The organism is Streptomyces boluensis, from assembly GCF_009908195.1.
GTDB lineage: Bacteria > Actinomycetota > Actinomycetes > Streptomycetales > Streptomycetaceae > Streptomyces > Streptomyces boluensis.
The window spans coordinates 20412-39956 of record NZ_JAAAHS010000023.1 but is presented as its reverse complement, the minus strand read 5'-3'; the positions used below and the strand labels follow the sequence as shown (position 1 = coordinate 39956).

The following is a 19545-nucleotide window of genomic DNA, read 5'->3' as shown; positions in this document are numbered from 1 at the left end:
CCTCGGGCTCGGCGCCCTGCGCGGGTGCCTCGGGCGCGGTGGCGGGCTCGGTGTTGATCTCGTTCTCGGCTTCCGCTTCGGGCACTTGCTGGGGGATCTCGGCGGCGGCGACCGGCCCTTCGGGCTCACCCTCGCGGGGAGCGGGAACGGTGACGGCGGCCTCGTCGGCGTCGGCGTCGGCCGGAGCGGCGGGCTCGACCACGAGGGCTTCGGGGGCGTCGGGGGCGTCCGAGGCGTCGGCGGTCACGGGTGCTTCCGGGGCGACGGCAGTTGCGGGGGCCTCGGGCTCGGGCACCTCGACAGCCTCCACCGCTTCCGCTTCCGCTTCCACTACGACCGCTTCCGTCTCCACTTCGGCTTCCGCTACCGCGGGTTCGGCCTGCGCCTCGGGTTCCACGGCCGCGGCCACGGTCTCGCTCGCGTCCGGCTCCGGAGCCGTATCGACAACGGGCTCCGCGGGGAGCTCTGCCGGGAGTTCGGCGGGAGCGGCCTGCTCGGGCTGTCCGGACTCGGGCTGCTCCACCGGCTGTTGCTCCGCCACGGGCAGCTCCACCGGCTGCTCCGCCTCGGGCTGCTGCTCGGGCTCGGGCGCCTCCGCGGCCGGAGCCGGGGCCTGGGCGGGAGCCGGGGCCTCCATATGCTCCTGCGGGATGCGCAGCGGCTGCGGCGGGGTCGGGGCCAGGTGCGGGGTGGACGGAATCTGGCCCTCCACCGGGACGAACTGACCCACGGGCTGCTCGGCCACCACAGCCTCGACGGGCTGCGGCTGCTGCTGGGGCTGCGCGGCCTCGACCTCAGCCTCGACGGGCAGCGCGACCGGCACCGCGTACGCCTCGGCCTGCGCCGGTACGGGCTCCTGCGGAGGCTGCTGGACGGCCTCCGGAACCTGCGGGGCCTGCGGGGTCTGTGGGGCGTCCGGGACGACCGTTTCTGCAACGGCTTCCGTGACGGCGGGCTGCGGGCCGCCCTGGCCCGGCTGCGGTTCCGGGGTCCACGGCACGGCGCCCTGGAGCGGGATCTCGCCGAGCTGCTGGCCCTGCGGTACGCCGTGGTCGGCGCGCGGCACGTCCAGGTACTCAGGACCCACCGTCGCCGGGCCGTTCTCCGGCGCCGGGCCGCGGTCGGCGAGGGACCTGACCGGGCTCGCGCCCGTACCCGAGGAGGGCGGGCCCATGTGCAGCGGGCGGCGCCCGGCCCCGTTGGACCGGTCATCGACCGCGTACTGACCGGAGCCGGCGTGCGGCGTGGCCGCGGCGCCCGGCAGCCGGACCTCACCGAGGTCCACGGAACCGCTGTCCCGGCCCGCGGCCTCGTGCGGTCCGGGCTCATGCGGCACGGCCTGGTGCTGGACGGCCTGGTGCTGGACGGCCTGGTGCTGGACGGCCTGGTGCTGGACGGACTCGTACTGCGGAGCCTGCCGCGGGTCGGCGGGTACCTCTTCGACGCCGACCGGTGCGTACCCGTTCTGCGGGGCCTGCTCGTACGCCACCGACTCGGCGGGTACCGCGGCCTGTTCGTACCCGGCGACGGGCTGTGCGTGGGCCGGGGTCGGCTGGCCCTCGATCCAGGCGCCCTGGGGGCCCGGCATGAACAGCAGGTCGTCCTCTTCGGACGCTGAGGCGACGGCGGGGTCGAGGTAGGTGTACGCGCCGGGAGCGGGAACGCCCGGCTGGTCCACCACGCCTGCGTTCGCCGGCAGTTCCTCGCCCGGAACCTGGCCGGTGTCGGTCATGCGTACCCCTCGCCCATCGGTATTTCTCCTTCGGCCGGCTCGCCCGTGGCGGCAGCAACCGCCCATGGACAAGAACGAGCGTGCGCGCCGCGCGGCACGGAACGGCCGCGTACCCACCCTGGCGTCATGACGCCAGTGGCATTCTCGCGGCCGGACCACCGCCGTGTCGCCTGGATCCGCCACGGCCCGCTGTGGACTGCGCCACGTCGCGCGTCCTCCGATCCCCGCCGTACCGCACACACCCCAAACCGGGCACGTCCACCGGACATTGACGTACGAACCGACGAACGTCCCGGAGCAGTACAACGATCGGCCAGCCTACCGCGCGCGGGGGCGCCGCAGGGTCACGGGGCGAGATACCACCTGGTACCCGTCGTCATCGGGACGACTCGCCGCGTCCTTCCAGTTCGCCGCAGATCAGGAAGGCGACCGCGCGTTCGCGTTCCGTCCAGGCGCGCGTATCGAGTTCGACGGTCTGGAGGAGGGCGCACTCGACCGCGTAGCCGTGCTCGGTGAGGTCGCGGCCGATGAGTTCGGCCTCGTCGCGGGTGGACGCGTGGGTCACGATCCGTTCCGGCCTGCGGTCCGCGACTGCCGAGACGACGGCCGCTCCGCCGCCCCCGACGCGTACGACATCGGGTTCGGGCAGGTCCTCGAGTACGTGCGGGGCGGTGCCGCGCAGGATCTGGAGTTCGGCGCCGAAGCGGCGGGCGGCCTCGTCGGTGCGGGCGCAGGCGGCGATGTCCTGGTCGACGGCGATGACGGCGGCGCCGAAGCGGGCCGCCTCGACGGCGAGGGCGCCGCTGCCGCAGCCGATGTCCCAGACGAGGTCCCCCACGCGCGGTCCCAGGCGGGCGAGTTGGGCGGCGCGCAGCCGGTCGTTCTCGGCCTCGGTGAAGGGTTCACGGCCGTACGCGGAGGCGGGCAGGGCCCAGCCGCGCGGCCGGGCGGCGGGGTCGCGGCCGGCGATCCAGCCGGTGTCGCGGGCCGCGGGTCCGCCGATCACGATGACGACGTTGGGGTCGCGCCAGGCGTGGTCGGCGGCCTTGTCGGAGGTGAGGACGGTGACGCGCTCGCGGTCGGTGCCGAGTTCCTCGCAGATGACGAAGGTGCGGTGCACGCCCGCCAGGAGCAGCGCGAGTTCGGCGGGGCCCGCGCCCGGCGAGGTGAGCACGGCGACCTTGGTGTGGGCGCGGCAGACGTTCACGGCGCGGCGCAGGGTGCGGCTGTGGGCGACCACGACCTGGGCGTCGTCCCAGGGCATCCCGGCGCGGGCGAAGGCCTGGGCGACGGAGGAGACGGCGGGCACGACCTCGACCTCGAGGCCGTGTTCCGGGGCGCGCAGGGTGCGTACGACGCCGAAGAAGCCGGGGTCTCCGTCGGCGAGTACAACGGCGGTGCCGCGGTGTCCGGCGATGCGGCGGGCGGCGAGCGAGACGCTGCCGAGCCGGATGCGTTCGGCGCCCGCGGGGACCTCGGGCAGCGCCAGGTGGTGGGCGGCGCCCGCGACCAGCGTGGCGGCGGCGAGTGCGGAGCGGGCCGCGTCTGTCAGCGGGGAACCGTCCCAGCCGATCACCGTGACCCGGTCGGCCATCGTCGTCAGTCTCCTGGGGGTTCGTGCAGGTCGTCAGTGAAGGGCGGCCGCCGGTAGTGAAGGAATCGGGCGGGCATCGTGAGCGTACCTGGTGGAGCCGTGGGGGTACGGATCGGTGTTCGGGCGGGCACCGGAGCCGTGCTCGCCGGGCAGGGCCGCCGGGTCAGCTCCACTCGGAGAAGGCCGTGTAGCCGGAGGCCTCCGCGAGCTGGTCGGCGACGCCGTCGAGGTCCTCGGGCAGCAGGCTCCACACGATGAGGTCGGTGCGGCCCTCGCTCCATCCGCCGCGCTCGTCCCGCGTACGCGCTATGCAGGCGCCGCGCAGGATGCCCTCGCTGATGCAGCCGATCTTCTGGGCGACCTGCTGGGCTGCGACGTTGTCGGCGGCGGTGCGCAGTTCCAGGCGTTCGAAGCGCTGGTCGCGGAAGATCCACTGGGTGACGGCGAGCGCGGCCTCGGAGGCGTACCCCTCACCGCGGGCCCAGGGGGCGATGACGTACATGATCTCGGTGGCGCGGACCCGCCAGTCGGTGTGCCGCAGGTGCACGATGCCGACGAGGCGCTGGGTGAGGAACTCGGTGACGGCGAAGACGATGCCGCGGCCCGAGGTGCGCTCGGCGGGGGCGAGCCGGGTGACCCAGGCGCGGGCGTCGGCCTCGGCGTACGGCTGGGGGGCGGTGGTCCAGGAGATGACGTGCTCGTCGTTCATCATCTCGACGAGGGCCATGACGTCCGCTTCCTCGAACGGGCGCAGCACGAGGCGCTCCGTGCTGATGGAGATGTCCGGGAACATCGAGTTGGCCGTCGTCATCGCGCCGCTCCGTCACTACTGGTCTGCCGCCGAACCACTGCTGGTCTGCTGCCGATCCTTGCTGCCGAAGTGCCCAGCATGCAGCATGCGACGGGCGAACTGCACCACGGGGCCCGCACCTTGGCAGGTGCGGGCCCCGTGGTACGTGAGGGTGAGTCAGTTCCCGGTGACCGGCAGGACCGAGCCCTGGTACTTGTCCTCGATGAACTTCTTCACCTCGGGCGAAGTGAGCAGCTCGGCAAGCTTCTTGACCCTGGGATCGTCCTCGTCGCCCTTCTTGACGGCGAGGACGTTGTTGTACGGGTTGTCCTCTGCGGACTCCAGGAGGACGGCGTCCTTCTTCGGGCTGAGCCCGGCGTCGAGCGCGTAGTTGTTGTTGATGACCGCCGCGTCGACGTCGCCCAGGGAGCGCGGCAGTTGCGCCGGTTCGATCTCCTTGAACGTGAGCCGCTTCGGGTTCTTCGCGATGTCCTCGGGACTCGCTTCGGCGCCCGCGTCCTTCTTGAGCTCGATCAGGCCCTGGGAGGCGAGGAGTTCGAGTGCCCGGCCCTCGTTGGTGGTGTCGTTGGGCAGGGCCACGGTCGCACCGCCACGGAGCTCGCGGACGTCCTCGACCTTCTCGGAGTAGACACCCATGGGCGGCAGGTACACCTCGGTGACCGCGCTCAGGGTGGTGCCCTTGGACTCGTTGAAGTCCTCCAGGTAGGGCTTGTGCTGGTACAGGTTGGCGCCGAGGGTGCCGTCCTGGAGGGCGGTGTTCGGCAGGACGTAGTCCGTGAACTCCTTGATCTCCAGGTCGAGTCCGGCCTTCTCCGCCAGGTTGTCCTTCACATACGTGAGGACTTCGCCGGCCGGGGTCGGGGTGGCGCCGACGAGGAGCGGACCGCTCTTGTCGTCGGCGCCGGAGCCCGAGCCACCGGCACCGCAGGCCGTCAGGCCGAGCGCGAGGGCCACGGCGACGGCGGGCACGGTGTACGTACGCATCGGATTCTCAGACCTCGGAATCTCTGAGCCCTTGAGCCGTGGCTCAGAAGGAGGGGAGGACGGAGCCGGCGTACTTGTCCTCGATGAACTTCTTCACCTCGGGCGACGTGAGCAGCTTGGCGAGCTTCTTCACGCGCGGGTCGTCCTCATTGCCTTCCTTCACGGCGAGGACGTTGTTGTACTCGTTCTTCTCGGTGGACTCCAGGAACAGCGCGTCCTTGGCGGGCTTGAGGCCGGCGCCGATGGCGTAGTTGCCGTTGACGACCGCGGCGTCGACGTCCTTCAGGGAGCGCGCGGTCTGGGCCGCCTCGACCTCCTTGAACTCCAGGCCCTTCGGGTTCTTCGCGATGTCCTGCGGGGTCGCGGTGGCCTCGGAGCCCTTCTTCAGGGTGATGAGGTCGTTGGCGGCGAGGAAGCGGAGCGCGCGGCTCTCGTTGTCGGCGTCGTTCGGAAGGGCGACGGTGGCGCCCTTCTTCAGGTCGTCGGCCTTCTTGGCCTTCTCGGAGTAGAGGCCGAGCGGCTCGAGGTGGACGGTGGCGACGGACGCGAGGTGCGTGCCGTTCTTCTTGTTGAAGTCCTCCAGGTACGGCTGGGTCTGGAAGTAGTTGGCGTCTACGGAGCCGTCCTCGGTGGCGTTGTTCGGCTGGACGTAGTCCGTGAACTCCTTGACCTCGAGGTTGAGGCCTTCCTTCTTCGCCAGGTCCTTCTTGATGTACTCGAGGATCTCGGCGTGCGGCACGGGGGTGGCCGCGACGACCAGCGGGTCGGACGCCTTGGGCTTGTCGTCCTCGCCGGAGCCGCAGGCGGTCAGGCCCAGGGTGAGGGCGCCGGTGGCGAGGACAGCAGCGGTGATCTTGGTGGTGTTACGCACGAAAAGTGCCTTTCTCCATGGTGGTACTGGGCTGTGCACCCCGTCGGTGGCGCGGGGAAGCAGAGGTGAAGCAGGAACGGATCAGCCGGACTTGGCCGAGGACCCGGCGGTGGCGGTCGACTCGGAGGCGACCGGACCACCCGGCAGCAGGCCGGTGAAGGCGCGGAAGCGGAGCGGTTCGCCGCCCTTGCCCGCACGGCGGTGCAGGACCCGGGCGCCGCTGTCACCGGCGAACTGGATGAGCGAGATGACGACGGCGAGCACCGCGACGGTGATCCACATGAGGCTGGACTCGAAGCGCTGGTAGCCGTACCGGATGGCGATGTCGCCGAGGCCGCCCGCGCCGACCGTGCCGGCCATCGCGGAGTAGCCGATGAGGGCGACGATCGTGGTGGTGGTCGCCGAGATCAGCGACGGCAGCGACTCGGGGACGAGGACCTTGCGGACCACGGTCCAGGTGTTGCCGCCCATCGACTGCACGGCCTCGACGAGCCCGCCGTCGACCTCGCGTACCGCCGTCTCGACGAGGCGCGCGAAGAACGGGATGGCGCCGACGGCGAGCGGCACGATCGCGGCCTCCACGCCGATGGTGGTGCCGACGATGGCGCGGGTGAAGCCCATCAGGGCGACCATCAGGATGATGAACGGCATCGAGCGGGCGATGTTCACGATCTGCCCGATGACCTTGTTCGCCACGACGTTCTGCAGCAGGCCGCCGCGGTCCGTGAGGACCAGGAGCAGGCCGAGCGGCAGGCCGCCGACGACGGCGATCAGCGTGGACCAGGCCACCATGTAGAAGGTGTCCCAACACGCCTGGGACAACAGGGGCTGCATCTCCGACCAGGTCACTTCGCGACACCTTCCTTCACGAGCTGCGGGGCGCCGTCGGCGAGTTCCTCGCGTCCGGCCACATCGACCTGGAGGCCCTGCTCGCGCAGGAAGCCGATCGGTACGACGTTCTCCTCGAAGCGGCCGGGCAGCTCGATGCGCATCCGGCCGACCTGGCGGCCCGCGACGGTGTCCATCGCGGCGCCCAGGATCGAGATGTCGATGTTGTACGTACGGGAGAGCTGCGAGATGACCGGCTGGGTGGCGGCCTCGCCGTGGAAGGTGACGTCCACGACGGTGCGGTCCTCGCCGGAGGCCTCGCCGCTGACCGGGAAGAGGGCGGCGGCCAGTTCGGAGCCGGGGGTGGCGAGCAGTTCGGAGACGGTGCCGGACTCGACGATCTGTCCGCGCTCCATCAGGGCGGCCGAGTCGCAGACGGTCTTGACGACGTCCATCTCGTGCGTGATCAGCAGGACGGTGAGGCCGAGCTGCCGGTTGAGGTCGCGCAGGAGCTGGAGGATCGAGCGGGTGGTCTCCGGGTCGAGGGCGCTGGTGGCCTCGTCGGAGAGCAGCACCTTCGGGTCGCCGGCCAGAGCACGGGCGATGCCGACGCGCTGCTTCTGGCCGCCGGAGAGCTGGCTCGGGTAGCTCTTGGCCTTGTCGGAGAGGCCGACGAGGTCGAGGAGTTCGAGGGCCTTGCGGGAGCGCTCGCGTCCGGTGACGCCGAGGATCTCCAGGGGCAGTTCGACGTTGTCCTGCACGGTGCGCGAGGACAGCAGGTTGAAGTGCTGGAAGACCATTCCGATACGGCTGCGGGCCTGGCGCAGTTCCTTGCCAGCGCGCCGGCCGCCGCCGCCGAGTGCGGTGAGGTCGACGCCGTCGACCGTCACGGTGCCGGAGGTGGGGCGCTCCAGGAGGTTGACGCATCGGATCAGCGAGGACTTGCCCGCGCCGGACTGGCCGATGACGCCGTACACCTCCCCCTCGCGCACATGCAGATCGACGCCGTCGAGTGCTGATACTTCACGACCGCGTGAGCGGTAGACCTTGGTCAGGCCGGAAGTGGTGATCACTGGGGTTCCGTCACTGTCGAGTGCGGGGCGCGGGGTGCGCGCCGGGCACGGGGCATTCATTTTCGGAAGCCGGGCACGGCTGTCTCACGGGCAGGTTGGAACCGGGAGGGCAACGCGTGCGCGGGGCGTGCTCGGTCCGCTCGGGATGGTGCGCGGACACGGCTCAGCGGTCTCGCTTCGGGGCGCGAGGATGGCGGTCCCCCTGGTTCCGGAACACAGGTGACACTCGTGACCGAATCCGTGGGGAGGCTGCGGGGGCCCTCAGAAGGCGCACATTCGACACATACAACGAGCACCGGGCGTCGTCGTCGCCTCGGTCGCAGGGGTGCGGTTGCTCGTCGTGGTCATGGGCCCAAGTAAAGCAGACAGGCATACTGGCCGATCAGCGCTGTCCGTATAGCGGACCGGATACGGCCACTGACCGGACACCGCCGAGGGTGCTCAGTCCCCCGCGACGATCTCCACGCCACCCTCGATGGCCTGCACGGACACCGCTGAGAGGTCGGTCACGACGACATCGGCGGTGAGCTCGTCGGCGGTGTGTGTTGTGGTCAACGCCACGGTCTTCATTCCGGCCGCGCGACCCGACGCCAGGCCCGCCGGAGCGTCCTCGAAGACCACGCAGCGGGCCGGGTCGACGCCCAGCTTCGCGGCGGCGAGCAGGAAGGGCTCGGGGTCGGGCTTGCCGCGGGTGATGTCGTCGGCGGCGACCATCGCCGGGAAGTCGACGCCGACCTCGTGCAGCCGGGCCTCGGCGAGCGGCCGGGTGGCGGAGGTGACGACGGCCCAGCGCTCCAGGGGCAGCGCGGAGAGCAGCTCCTTGGTGCCGGGCAGCAGCACGACGCCACCGGCCACGTCCTCCACCTCCAGCTGCTCGATCCGCTTCAGGGCGCCGGGGATCCGCTCCGCGGGCAGCAGGTCGGCGATGATCTCGACGGCGGGGCGGCCATGCAGCTCGACCCGCTCGAAGGCCTCGGCGGTGATGCCGTACTCCTCGGCCCAGCGGCGCCAGCAGCGGTACACCGAGTCCATGGAGGAGATCAGCGTGCCGTCGTTGTCGAACAGGAGGGCCTCGGCCTGGATCTTCATGGCATCGAGCGTAAGCGGGACATCCGGCGGGAGGCACGGGGCCCCCGGGGGCGGGACCCCGGGCCGGGCGCGGGAGGACTTTCGTCCCGTAATAGGGTCTCGGCATGCTCATCGCCCTGACGGTCGCGACCGCCGTGGCCGCCCTGCTGCTCGCCCTGTGGTGCGGCTTCGCCGCCTACCGCGACCAGCCCACGAAGGACTGGCACTTCATCGGCATGGCCGCGGTCACCCTGCTCGCCGTGGTCCAACTCGTCGTGGGTGTCGTGCAGTTGGCGCGCGGCGAGCGGCCCGAGCAGGGCACGACGATCTTCGTGGCGTATCTGATCGGCGCGGCCGCGTGCGTACCGGCGGCCGGTTTCCTCTCGCTCGCCGAGCGCACCCGCTGGGGCTCGATCACGGTGGCGGCGGCGGGTGTGGTGCTCGCGGTGCTGCAGGTGCGGGTCTATGACATCTGGGGAGGCTGAGATGACCAGCGAGACCGAGGCGGCCGGAACGGCCGACGGGACCGGCGCGGCGGCCGAACGAAAGGGCACGACGACCGGGGGTCGCACCCGGCTCATCAAGGGCCCGGGGCTGCTGCTCGTCTGGCTGTACGGGGTGATGGTGGTCGGCGCGCTGTCGCGCTCGGTCTACCAGATCTCCACGGAGTTCGGCCACGCCCCGCTCGCCTACTCCCTCTCGCTGCTCGCCGCGCTCGTCTACGCCTTCATCACGTACACGCTGGTACGCGGCGGGGAGACGGCCCGCCGGGCGGCCCTCGCCTGCTGCGCGGCCGAGTTGGCCGGTGTCGTGGTCGTCGGGGCGTGGACGCTCATCGAGCCGTCGGCGTTCCCGGACACGACGGTGTGGTCCGGCTTCGGCCGGGGCTATCTGTTCATCCCGGTCCTGCTGCCGGTGACCGCGCTGTTCTGGCTGCGCCGCTCGCGTACGGAGCAGCCAGCGGCCTGAGCCGCCGAAGTCCCGTACTGATCGGGGGCCTTCGACGGCTCGGCCGGCCTCGGCTCAGGCGCTGGTGGTGTACGCCGCCGGGTCGGTGGCGTCCTTGGCGAGGGTCACCAGGGTCAGCCGGTCGTTGACCTGCTGAGTGCCGACCCGGGCGTAACCGTGCTTGCGGTACAGCTGGAGGTTGTTCTCGCTGCGGTGCCCGGTGAACAGCTGGAAGCTCGTGACCGCGCCCGCGAGCGTGAGCCGCTCCTCGATCGCGAGCAGCAGCCGGCCGCCCAGGCCGTGGCGCTGCATCCGCGGGTGCACGATGAGTTTGTCGATACGGGCCGTGCCCTCGGCGTCGACGCCGCCGCGCACCGAGGCCACCACCTCGTCGCCGAGCCGGGCCACCAGCACGCATCCCGTGGCCAGTTCGGCCCTGAGGGAGTCGAGGGACTGGGTGAGCGGCTCGATGGAGTAGTCGCCGTACAGCTCTGCCTCGCTCTGGTAGCAGAGGTACTGGAGTTTCAGTATGTGCTCGGCGTCCTGTGTCTCCGCCGCCGAGATGGTCACGCTCATGCCCATGCGCGCATGCCTCCCGCTCACCTGTCCGCCGGTTGCCTTCCCCGCACCTTTGCCCGCGGTCCGGGTGGGGCAACCTCCGCCGGGAGCATTCTGCGCAGGCATCCCAGGCAACGGGAACGCTCCGGCCCCAAACTGCCTTGTGACATACCCAACTCCCCTGCGATTTCCCGGTAGGTGAGGTCCCGCGGGGAGGTGAACGCGGTCAGCACCGGGGCGCAGCGACCGGGCAGCCGCCGCACCACGGCCCGCACCGCCCGGCGGTGCTCGGCGCGCAACAGGGCACGCTCGGGCCACGCCTGTGCGGCGGTACGGTCCACGCCGTACCAGCGATCGAGGCCGCGCACCCGGCGTGCCCGGCTCGCCTCCAGGTGCACGTGGTCGCGCAGCCAGCGCTCGGGGGTGGCGGGCGGGCCGCTGCGGTCGAGCCGTTCCAACAGCCGTAACCACACGGCCTGTTGCAGGTCGTCCTGCTCCAGGCCACCGTCGGCTGCCTCGGCGGCGGCCTCGGCGGTGAGCAGCGGGTCCAGGTCGGCGAGCAGGGCTTCCGCGGTGCTTTCGGTGGTGCTTTCGGTGGTGCTGTCGATGGCGCTTTCGATCATGTAGTCGACGACGAACGGCCGGCCCGCCGAGTTGCGGCGCCGGTCCGCGCTCACCCGGAATGGGGGCGCGCGGACCGCCACTTGACCCGCTGTGACGCGGCGCGACTACTCAGTCCTTCGCGAAGTCCGCCGCCGCGAGCAGTGCCGTGTCCGGGTTGTCGGAGAAGATGCCGTCGATGCCGGTCGCGAAGTACGCCTTGAACGCGCCGAAGACGTCGCCGTACGCGTTGGGGTCCGTGCCCTTGCGGAAGTCGAGCGGCAGGAAGCTGTTCTCGTTGCGCATCGTGTACGGGTGCAGGACCAGGTCCTCGGCGTGGGCGTCGCGGACCAGGGTCGTGGGCTGGGTGAGGCGGCCCTCCGCGTCGCGCGGGATGACCAGGTCGAGGGTGGGGCCGATGCCCTGCGCGTACGAGGCGATCCACTTCAGGCCCTCGGGCTTGACCAGGTCGGCGACGGTGCGCGGGTCACCCGACTCGACGAAGTCCCACGGGCGGCTGGAGGCGTTGGAGAGCAGCACCACGCGGGGCGCGGCGATCAGCTTGCCGATCCGTTCCATGCTGCTCGGCTCGAAGGACTGCACGAAGTTCGGGGAGTCCTTCTCGTGCCGCCCGTACGCGCGCAGCAGCTTCGCGAGCGGCTCCTCGAGGCCGAGGCCGAGGCCCCGGAAGTACGTGGGGTGCTTGGTCTCTATGTGCAGCCAGACCGGGCGGCCGCGGCGGCGGCCCTCCTTCTCGGCCCAGCGCAGCACCTCCTCCAGGGTGGGGATCTCCCAGCGGCCGTCGTAGACGGTGTTCTCCTGCCGGGACTTGGGGATCCGCTCCTTGGCGCGCAGCGTCTTCAGCTCGGCCAGCGTGAAGTCCTCGGTGAACCAGCCGGTCAGGGACACCCCGTCGACCGACTTGGTGGTCTTGCGGTCGGCGAACTCGGCGATGTCCGCGACATCGGTGGTCGCGGTGATGTCGTTCTCGTGACGGCATACGAGTTGGCCGTCCTTGGTGGGCACGAGGTCCTGCTCGATGACGTGCGCGCCCATGTCGAGGGCGAGCTGGTACGAGCCGAGGGTGTGCTCGGGGCGGTAGCCGCTCGCGCCGCGGTGGGCGACGACGGTCGGCACCGGCAGCGAGTCGATGCCGCCGCCGCGCGCCGCGCCCGTACGGTCGTCCGCTCTGGCCGCGCCGGGCAGCCCGAGCGCCGCTCCGCCCGCGCCGAGGACCGCGGCCCCCAGCAACGCGCGCCGGCCGGGCCCGCTGCCCGGCCGCGTCTGCCTGGTGCTGTCCTGCATGCCCTGGGTCATGGGAGCTCCTCGCGCTCTTGGTGTCCCGCACCTGTCAAACCGACGGGCAGATGCTAGGGCCAGGGACATGACGGGAGGGAGCCCCTGACACCAAGGAACGGCCAACTCAGTGCTAACGCGGATCAACACTGCGTATCCACTCCGTGAACGCCGATGTGCATTCCGGACGTGCCCGCGAGTATCGTCCTCACCTGCACAGACCGTTCAGTACCTTGTCACCGGAGGAACCGTTGTCCCGCTTCGCGTTCATCAAGGCAGTGCTCGGACCGGTCATGCGGCTGATGTTCCGGCCACGGGTCGAGGGCGCGGAGAACATTCCCGGCGACGGCCCGGTGATCCTCGCGGGCAACCACCTCACGTTCATCGACTCGATGATCCTTCCGCTGGTCTGCGACCGGCAGGTGTTCTTCATCGGCAAGGACGAGTACGTCACCGGCAAGAGCCTCAAGGGCCGTCTGATGGCCTGGTTCTTCACCGGCACCGGCATGATCCCGGTGGACCGCGACGGCGGCCGTGGCGGTGTCGCCGCGCTGATGACCGGGCGCCGCGTCCTCGACGAGGGCAAGGTCTTCGGGATCTACCCGGAGGGCACCCGGTCCCCCGACGGGCGCCTGTACCGGGGCCGTACGGGTATCGCCCGGCTGACCCTGATGACCGGCGCGCCCGTCGTCCCGTTCGCGATGATCGGCACCGACAAGCTGCAGCCGGGCGGCGCGGGCGTCCCCCGCCCCGGCCGGGTCACGGTCCGCTTCGGCGAGCCGATGGAGTTCTCCCGCTACGACGGCATGGGCCGCGACCGTTATGTGCTGCGGGCCGTGACGGACTCCGTGATGGCGGAGGTCATGGCCCTCTCGGGCCAGGAGTACGTGGACATGTACGCCACGAAGGCGAAGGCGGCGTAGCCTCCGGGGGCGGTTCTCCTGGGTACCCGGCACCGGGGCTCGGGTCGATCGCCCTCCGGGCTCGTCCTCAAGCGCCGGACGGGCTGGATTTACCCCAACCGTTGCCCGCGCAGCATGAACCATGCCGTCACCGCCGTGGCGAAGAGAACCGTCGCCGCCACGCCCGCCGCCGTCTCGAAGCCGTGGGTGAAGGACGACTGGGCCGCTTGGAGCAGCGCGGCGCCCTGTTCCGCGGGCAGGGACTTCGCCACTTCGGACGCTCCGCCCAGTGAGTCCTGAGCCGCGGTGACCGCTTCGGCGGGTACGCCGTCGGGGACCGTGAAGCCGCGGTAGATACCGGTGACCACGGAGCCGAGCAGGGCGATACCGAGGGCCGAGCCCAGTTCGTACGCCGTCTCGGAGACCGCCGAGGCCGCGCCCGCCTGTTCCTTGGGGACGGTGGAGAGGATGACGTCCGCCGTCACCGTGAAGGCGAGGCCCGCGCCCGCGCCGCCGACGAACAGGGCGGAGCACATCAGCAGCACCGAGGTGTCCGCGTCGAGCGCGGTGCACGCGGCCAGGGCGAGGCCGAGCGCGGTGAGGCCGCCGGTGACGGCGATCCGTACCGAGGTCCTGCGGGCGATCACCCCGGCGACCAGGCCGGTGGCGACCGCGCCGATGGCGGCGGGGAGTTCGATGAGTCCGGCCCCCAACGGCGTGCGCATCTGCACCAGTTGGAGGAACTGGGAGAGGAAGAACACCAGACCGGCGAGGCCGAGGATGGTGAACAGGTCGGCGAGGACCGCGCCGGAGAAGCCCCGGTGCTGGAACAGCCGCATGTCGAGCAGGGGCGAGTCGAGGGTCAACTGCCGTCGTGCGAACCAGATCAGACCGGCGACGCCGACGACGGCGGCGAGGCTGATGTCCCAGCGGATGCCGTGTACGGCGGCCTCCTTCACCGCGTACACCACCGCGACCATGCCGACGAGGGACAGGACGACGCTGAGCAGGTCCCACGGGCCGGGGCTCGGGTCGCGGGACTCGGGCAGCAGCTTCATGCCGACGAGCACCAGGACCGCCATCACCGGCAGGTTGATCAGGAAGACCGAGCCCCACCAGAAGTGGTTGAGCAGGACACCGCCGACGAGCGGGCCGACCGCCGCACCGGCCGAGGCTGCGGCGCCCCAGATGCCGACCGCGATGCTGCGTTCCCTGGGGTCGTGGAAGATGTTCCGGATCAGCGCGAGGGTCGAGGGCATCAGGGTCGCGCCCGCGACGCCGAGCAGCGCCCGCGCCAGGATCATCATCTCGGGGGTGGTCGCGTACGCGTTGAGGACCGAGACGGCACCGAAGGCGACGGCGCCGGTGAGCAGCAGCTTCTTGCGGCCGATGCGGTCGCCGAGGCTGCCCATGGAGACGAGCAGGCCCGCGATCACGAACGAGTAGACGTCGCCGATCCACAGCAGTTGGGTGCCGGACGGCTTGAGGTCCTCGCTGAGGAACGGTGTCGCGAGGCCGAGTACGGTCGCGTCCACGGCGACGAGCAGGACCGCGAGGACGAGTACGGCGAGGGCCAGCCAGCGCCCCGGCTGGCGCCCTTCCCGCTCCGTCTTCACTTGCTGTGCTGTGCTGGTCATCGCTCCACGCTCCGCCGGGCACCGCCGAGCAGCAACTCGACGATCATGTACTGGAAGTCCTTGGCGGCCACCCGCCCGTCCTGCACGGACCACGCCGCGGACCCCACGAGCCCGTAGAGGGCCTCGGTGAGCCAGGCGGGGGTCAGGTCGATACGGAAGACGCCCTGTTCCTGTCCGCGCCTGAACAGCTGGGAGACGCGGGCGTCGAGCCGGGCCCAGCCCTCGTTCTGCTGGTCGCCCTCGAAAAGCTGGTTCTCACTGACGAGGAGGGCGAGCAGCGGGGCGAGGGGCTCTATTCCGGCGACGAGCCGGCGTACGGCCTCGTCGGCGGGGCCCTCGTCGAGCGCCGCCGTGTCGATGGCGGCCTCCAGCTCCTGGAGGCCCATCTCCTCCAACGCCCTGACCAGCGCTTCCCGCCCGGCGAAGTGCCGGTGCAGGGTGGCGCGGCCGATGCCCGCGGCCCGTGCGACCTCGTCCATGGTGGCGGTCGATTTCCGGGAAAGGAGGGCTGCGGCGCTGCGGAGCACCTGGGTGCGGTCGACTGACATGAGACGACCATACACCGAATGAGACACAGATGTCTCACGTGATAATTCGACGCCTCAGCGGCCTGGCGGAGGGAAGGCTGTGCGGATGACGAAGACGGCGAAGCCCTTGCTGCTGATAGACGTCGACGGACCGCTGAACCCGTACGCGGCCAAGCCCGAGCGCCGCCCGCCGGGATACACCACACACCGGATGCGCCCCGACGGCTGGGACGGCGACAAGCCCTTACGCGTCTGGCTCGACCCCGCGCACGGGCGCGAACTGCTCGTCCTCGCCGAGTGGTTCGAGCTGGTCTGGGCGACCACGTGGAAAGGGCAGGCCAACGAGTGGATCGGGCCCCGGATCGGGCTGCCGGAGCTGCCGTTCGTCGACTGGCCCACGATGCACGGGCGGGCGCCGTCCGGAACGTTCTGGAAGACGCCGTACGTCCTGGAGTACGCGGCCGGGCGGCCGTTCGCCTGGGTCGACGACGACCTCACCCGGCACGACCAGGCGTACGTCGAGGCACACCACAGCGCCGCCGCCCTGCTCCGCTACGTCGACCCCCGGCTCGGACTGCTCCGGCGGGACTTCGACGCGCTCGCGGAGTGGGCGGCGGCGCTGTAGGTGGTGCGGGGCGGGGTCAGTGCTTGGCCGTGGCCCAGGCCCGCTGGATCACCAAGTCGGCCTTGACCTCGGTGAGTTGGGTGGCCACCGCCGAAGGCGCCGTACCGCCACGGCCGTTGCGGGAGGCGAGGGCGCCCGGCACGTTGAGGACGGTGCGCACCTCGGGGGTCAGGTGGGCGGAGATCTTCGCGAACTGCTCGTCCGTGAGCTCGTCCAGCTCCTTGCCCTCGGCCTCGGCGACCTTGACGCACTCGCCCGCGACCTCGTGCGCGACCCGGAACGGAACGCCCTGCTTGACCAGCCACTCGGCGATGTCCGTGGCGAGCGAGAAGCCGGCCGGAGCGAGCTCCTCCATGCGTTCCCGGTTGACCGTGAGGGTGGCCATCATGCCGGTGAACGCCGGGAGCAGCACCTCCAGTTGGTCGCAGGAGTCGAAGACCGGCTCCTTGTCCTCCTGGAGGTCGCGGTTGTACGCGAGCGGCAGCGCCTTGAGGGTCGCGAGCAGGCCGGTCAGGTTGCCGATGAGGCGGCCGGACTTGCCGCGCGCCAGCTCCGCGATGTCCGGGTTCTTCTTCTGCGGCATGATCGACGAGCCGGTGGAGAAGGCGTCGTGGAGCGTGACGAAGGAGAACTCCTTCGTGTTCCAGACGATGATCTCCTCCGCGATGCGGGAGAGGTTCACCCCGATCATCGCCGTGATGAAGGCGAACTCGGCGACGAAGTCACGGGACGCCGTGCCGTCGATGGAGTTGGCGACGGAGCCGTGCTCGAAGCCGAGGTCCTTGGCCACCGCCTCCGGGTCGAGCCCGAGCGAGGACCCGGCCAGCGCGCCGGAGCCGTACGGGGAGACCGCCGTGCGCACGTCCCACTGCCGCAGCCGCTCCGCGTCCCGGGACAGGGACTGGACGTGCGCCAGGACGTGGTGCGCGAAAAGCACCGGCTGAGCGTGCTGAAGGTGCGTACGGCCGGGCATCGCCACGTCCGGGTGCGCCTCCGCGAGGCCGACGAGGGCCTCCTGGAGCTCGGTGATCAGACCGCCGACGATCCGGGCGTGGTCGCGCAGGTACATCCGGAAGAGCGTCGCCACCTGGTCGTTGCGGGACCGGCCGGCGCGCAGCTTGCCGCCCAGGTCCGGGCCGAGGCGCTCCAACAGGCCGCGTTCCAGGGCGGTGTGCACGTCCTCGTCGGCGATGGTGCCGGTGAACTCGCCGCTCGCGACGTCCTGTTCGAGCAGGTCGAGCCCGGCGATCATGCGCTCCAGCTCGTCCGCCGTAAGGAGCCCCGCCTTGTGCAGCACGCGCGCGTGGGCACGGGAACCGGCGATGTCGTACGGCGCCAGGCGCCAGTCGAAGTGGACGGAGGCCGACAACTTGGCGAGTGCCTCGGCCGGACCGTCGGCGAAGCGGCCGCCCCAGAGGCGGACATCACCGGTGTTGCTGCTCACGGTTGCTCCTTGGTGTGCGACGGGCGGGGCAGGTTTCCCTGCCCCGCCCATTTCTAGCGTGTACGGAGGCCGTGGGACCTCAGGCCAGGTCCCGCTTCGCGGCGATCTTCTGCGAGAGGCCGAAGATGTCGATGAAGCCCTGCGCCTTGGACTGGTCGAAGGTGTCGCCCGAGTCGTAGGTGGCGAGGTTGAAGTCGTACAGCGACTCCTCGGACTTCCGGCCGGTGACGACGGCGCGGCCGCCGTGCAGGGTCATCCGGATGTCGCCGGAGACGTGCTGGTTGGCCTCGTTGATGAAGCCGTCCAGGGCGCGCTTGAGCGGCGAGAACCACAGGCCGTCGTAGACCAGCTCGCCCCAGCGCTGCTCGACCTGCCGCTTGTAGCGGGCGAGTTCACGCTCGACCGTGACGTTCTCCAGCTCCTGGTGGGCGGTGATCAGGGCGATGGCGCCCGGAGCCTCGTACACCTCACGGGACTTGATGCCCACGAGCCGGTCCTCGACCATGTCGATCCGGCCGATGCCCTGGTCGCCCGCGCGCTTGTTCAGCTCCTGTACGGCCTGGAGCACGGTGACGGGCTTGCCGTCGATGGCGACCGGGACGCCCTCCTTGAAGGAGATGACGACCTCGTCGGCCTCGCGCTGCACGGCCGGGTTCTGGGTGTACTCGTAGATGTCCTCGATCGGACCGTTCCAGATGTCCTCAAGGAAGCCGGTCTCGACGGCCCGCCCGAAGACGTTCTGGTCGATGGAGTACGGCGACTTCTTGGTGGTCGCGATCGGGAGGTTCTTCTCCTCGCAGAAGGCGATCGCCTTGTCCCGGGTCATCGCGTAGTCACGGACCGGGGCGATGCACTTCAGGTCGGGGGCGAGGGCGACGATGCCCGCCTCGAACCGCACCTGGTCGTTGCCCTTGCCGGTGCAGCCGTGGGCGACCGTGGTGGCGCCGTGCTTCTGCGCGGCGGCCACGAGGTGCTTGACGATGGCCGGCCGGGAGAGCGCCGAGACCAGCGGGTACCGGTCCATGTAGAGGGCGTTGGCCTTGATCGCCGGGAGGCAGTAGTCGTCGGCGAACTCGTCCTTCGCGTCGGCCACTTCGGCCTCCACGGCACCGCAGGCGAGGGCGCGCTCGCGGATGACGTCCAGGTCCTCGCCGTCCTGGCCGACGTCCACGGCAACGGCGATGACCTCGGCGCCCGTCTCCTCGGCGATCCAGCCGATGGCGACGGAGGTGTCCAGGCCGCCCGAGTAGGCGAGTACGACGCGCTCGGTCACGGGTTTCTCCTTACAGTGCATTCGCTGACATGCATGAGTATGCAGCACTCTGCATGAATCGTCAATCCGGCTCTTGCGCGAGGCGATCCCGGGTGCGGCAATCCCGTGAAGTCGTTAGACAGTCGAAGGATCTCGACGGATAATCCCTGGCATGGGAAAGAGCTACGAACGCATAGACGGCCGGCTGCGCACCTTCATCGAGGCGCAGCCGATGTTCTTCACGGCGACCGCGCCGCTCACCGGCGACGGCACCATCAACCTCTCCCCCAAGGGCCTCACCGGTTCCTTCGCGGTCCTCGATGAGCAGCGGGTGGCCTACCTGGACTTCGCGGGCAGCACCGCGGAGACCATCGCCCACCTGCGCGAGAACGGGCGTATCACGCTCATGTGGTGCGCCTTCCAGGGTCCGCCGAACATCGTCCGGGTGCACGGCAGCGGCGAGCCCGTCTTCCGTGACGACCCCCGGTTCGCCGGGCTGCTCGCACACTTCCCCGACATCGACCCCAGCCGGCACGGGCTGCGCGCGATCATCGTCGTCACCGCCGAACACATCCGCGACAGCTGCGGATACGGGGTGCCCTTCATGAAGTACGACGAGGACCGCGATCTGCACGGCAAGCGGTTCGCGCGCGAGGACGACGAATCGCTGAGCGCGTACTTCGCCAAGAAGGAGCACATCGCGCAGAGCATGGACGGGCTTCCCGGGCTGCCGCTCCCGCTGCCGCCCAGTAGCGTCTGAGCGACTCGCCCCTTCTCCCCCGGGAGCCGCCGTGG

The 19545-nt window shown here is 70.7% G+C and carries 19 protein-coding genes and 1 pseudogene; 5 read left to right on the top strand and 15 right to left on the bottom strand.

Annotated features, from left to right (window positions below):
- The 8 genes and pseudogenes from GUY60_RS05670 to GUY60_RS05635 all read right to left on the bottom strand — a co-directional run.
- Positions 1–1732: pseudogene (locus GUY60_RS05670) on the bottom strand (hypothetical protein); the annotation flags it as partial.
- A 376-nt stretch (positions 1733–2108) separates the two neighbouring features.
- Positions 2109–3326, bottom strand: coding sequence for a precorrin-6y C5,15-methyltransferase (decarboxylating) subunit CbiE (cbiE, locus tag GUY60_RS05665; RefSeq protein WP_161694402.1), 1218 nt, complete (start codon positions 3324–3326; stop codon positions 2109–2111).
- 163 nt (positions 3327–3489) lie between these two features.
- A complete protein-coding gene (locus GUY60_RS05660; RefSeq protein ID WP_161694400.1) occupies positions 3490–4137 on the bottom strand; it encodes a GNAT family N-acetyltransferase in 648 nt (215 codons plus the stop codon).
- A 156-nt stretch (positions 4138–4293) separates the two neighbouring features.
- Positions 4294–5121 (bottom strand): MetQ/NlpA family ABC transporter substrate-binding protein, encoded by an 828-nt coding sequence (locus GUY60_RS05655; RefSeq protein ID WP_161694398.1) that lies wholly within the window; start codon positions 5119–5121, stop codon positions 4294–4296.
- Between the two features lie 43 nt (positions 5122–5164).
- Complete coding sequence (locus GUY60_RS05650; protein ID WP_161694396.1) at positions 5165–5992, bottom strand: MetQ/NlpA family ABC transporter substrate-binding protein; 828 nt, start codon at positions 5990–5992, stop codon at positions 5165–5167.
- A gap of 81 nt (positions 5993–6073) precedes the next feature.
- Positions 6074–6841, bottom strand: a complete 768-nt coding sequence (locus GUY60_RS05645; protein ID WP_161694394.1) for a methionine ABC transporter permease — start codon at positions 6839–6841, stop codon at positions 6074–6076.
- The gene (locus GUY60_RS05640; RefSeq protein ID WP_161694392.1) at positions 6838–7893 is read right to left on the bottom strand and encodes a methionine ABC transporter ATP-binding protein; all 1056 of its coding nucleotides are present in this window, start codon (positions 7891–7893) and stop codon (positions 6838–6840) included. The genes GUY60_RS05645 and GUY60_RS05640 overlap by 4 nt, the downstream gene beginning before the upstream one ends.
- Before the next feature lie 441 nt (positions 7894–8334).
- Positions 8335–8982 (bottom strand): HAD family hydrolase, encoded by a 648-nt coding sequence (locus GUY60_RS05635; protein ID WP_161694390.1) that lies wholly within the window; start codon positions 8980–8982, stop codon positions 8335–8337.
- Positions 8983–9086: 104 nt separating this feature from the next.
- On the opposite strand from GUY60_RS05635, the gene GUY60_RS05630 reads away from it, so the two are divergent.
- The gene (locus GUY60_RS05630) at positions 9087–9446 is read left to right on the top strand and encodes a hypothetical protein (RefSeq protein WP_161694388.1); all 360 of its coding nucleotides are present in this window, start codon (positions 9087–9089) and stop codon (positions 9444–9446) included.
- Position 9447: 1 nt separating this feature from the next.
- Positions 9448–9930, top strand: coding sequence for a hypothetical protein (locus tag GUY60_RS05625; protein ID WP_246234355.1), 483 nt, complete (start codon positions 9448–9450; stop codon positions 9928–9930).
- Positions 9931–9984: 54 nt separating this feature from the next.
- On the opposite strand, the gene GUY60_RS05620 is transcribed toward GUY60_RS05625, so the two are convergent.
- From GUY60_RS05620 to GUY60_RS05610, 3 genes are all read right to left on the bottom strand, one after another.
- Positions 9985–10491 (bottom strand): GNAT family N-acetyltransferase, encoded by a 507-nt coding sequence (locus GUY60_RS05620; RefSeq protein ID WP_161694386.1) that lies wholly within the window; start codon positions 10489–10491, stop codon positions 9985–9987.
- A gap of 17 nt (positions 10492–10508) precedes the next feature.
- Complete coding sequence (locus GUY60_RS05615) at positions 10509–11090, bottom strand: sigma-70 family RNA polymerase sigma factor (RefSeq protein WP_161694415.1); 582 nt, start codon at positions 11088–11090, stop codon at positions 10509–10511.
- Positions 11091–11199: 109 nt separating this feature from the next.
- Positions 11200–12384, bottom strand: coding sequence for a glycerophosphodiester phosphodiesterase (locus GUY60_RS05610; RefSeq protein WP_161694384.1), 1185 nt, complete (start codon positions 12382–12384; stop codon positions 11200–11202).
- 230 nt (positions 12385–12614) lie between these two features.
- Between GUY60_RS05610 and GUY60_RS05605 the strand changes: the two genes are divergently transcribed.
- On the top strand, positions 12615–13286 hold the full coding sequence (locus GUY60_RS05605; protein ID WP_161694382.1) for a lysophospholipid acyltransferase family protein: 672 nt from the start codon (positions 12615–12617) through the stop codon (positions 13284–13286).
- An 89-nt stretch (positions 13287–13375) separates the two neighbouring features.
- Here GUY60_RS05605 and GUY60_RS05600 read toward each other — a convergent pair whose 3' ends face one another.
- Positions 13376–14902 carry an MFS transporter gene (locus GUY60_RS05600; RefSeq protein WP_161694380.1) on the bottom strand — a complete coding sequence of 509 codons (1527 nt, stop codon included), beginning with the start codon at positions 14900–14902 and terminating at the stop codon, positions 13376–13378.
- Positions 14899–15450: a TetR/AcrR family transcriptional regulator gene (locus tag GUY60_RS05595; protein ID WP_161694378.1), complete on the bottom strand. Its 552-nt coding sequence runs from the start codon at positions 15448–15450 to the stop codon at positions 14899–14901. The genes GUY60_RS05600 and GUY60_RS05595 overlap by 4 nt, the downstream gene beginning before the upstream one ends.
- Before the next feature lie 85 nt (positions 15451–15535).
- Between GUY60_RS05595 and GUY60_RS05590 the strand changes: the two genes are divergently transcribed.
- The gene (locus tag GUY60_RS05590) at positions 15536–16054 is read left to right on the top strand and encodes an HAD domain-containing protein (RefSeq protein ID WP_161694376.1); all 519 of its coding nucleotides are present in this window, start codon (positions 15536–15538) and stop codon (positions 16052–16054) included.
- A gap of 16 nt (positions 16055–16070) precedes the next feature.
- On the opposite strand, the gene argH is transcribed toward GUY60_RS05590, so the two are convergent.
- Positions 16071–17498, bottom strand: coding sequence for an argininosuccinate lyase (argH, locus tag GUY60_RS05585; RefSeq protein WP_161694374.1), 1428 nt, complete (start codon positions 17496–17498; stop codon positions 16071–16073).
- Between the two features lie 79 nt (positions 17499–17577).
- Positions 17578–18771 carry an argininosuccinate synthase gene (locus GUY60_RS05580; RefSeq protein ID WP_161694372.1) on the bottom strand — a complete coding sequence of 398 codons (1194 nt, stop codon included), beginning with the start codon at positions 18769–18771 and terminating at the stop codon, positions 17578–17580.
- A gap of 151 nt (positions 18772–18922) precedes the next feature.
- Here GUY60_RS05580 and GUY60_RS05575 point away from each other — a divergent pair, with 151 nt between their 5' ends.
- Positions 18923–19510 (top strand): pyridoxamine 5'-phosphate oxidase family protein, encoded by a 588-nt coding sequence (locus GUY60_RS05575; protein ID WP_161694370.1) that lies wholly within the window; start codon positions 18923–18925, stop codon positions 19508–19510.
- Positions 19511–19545: the final 35 nt, after the last annotated feature.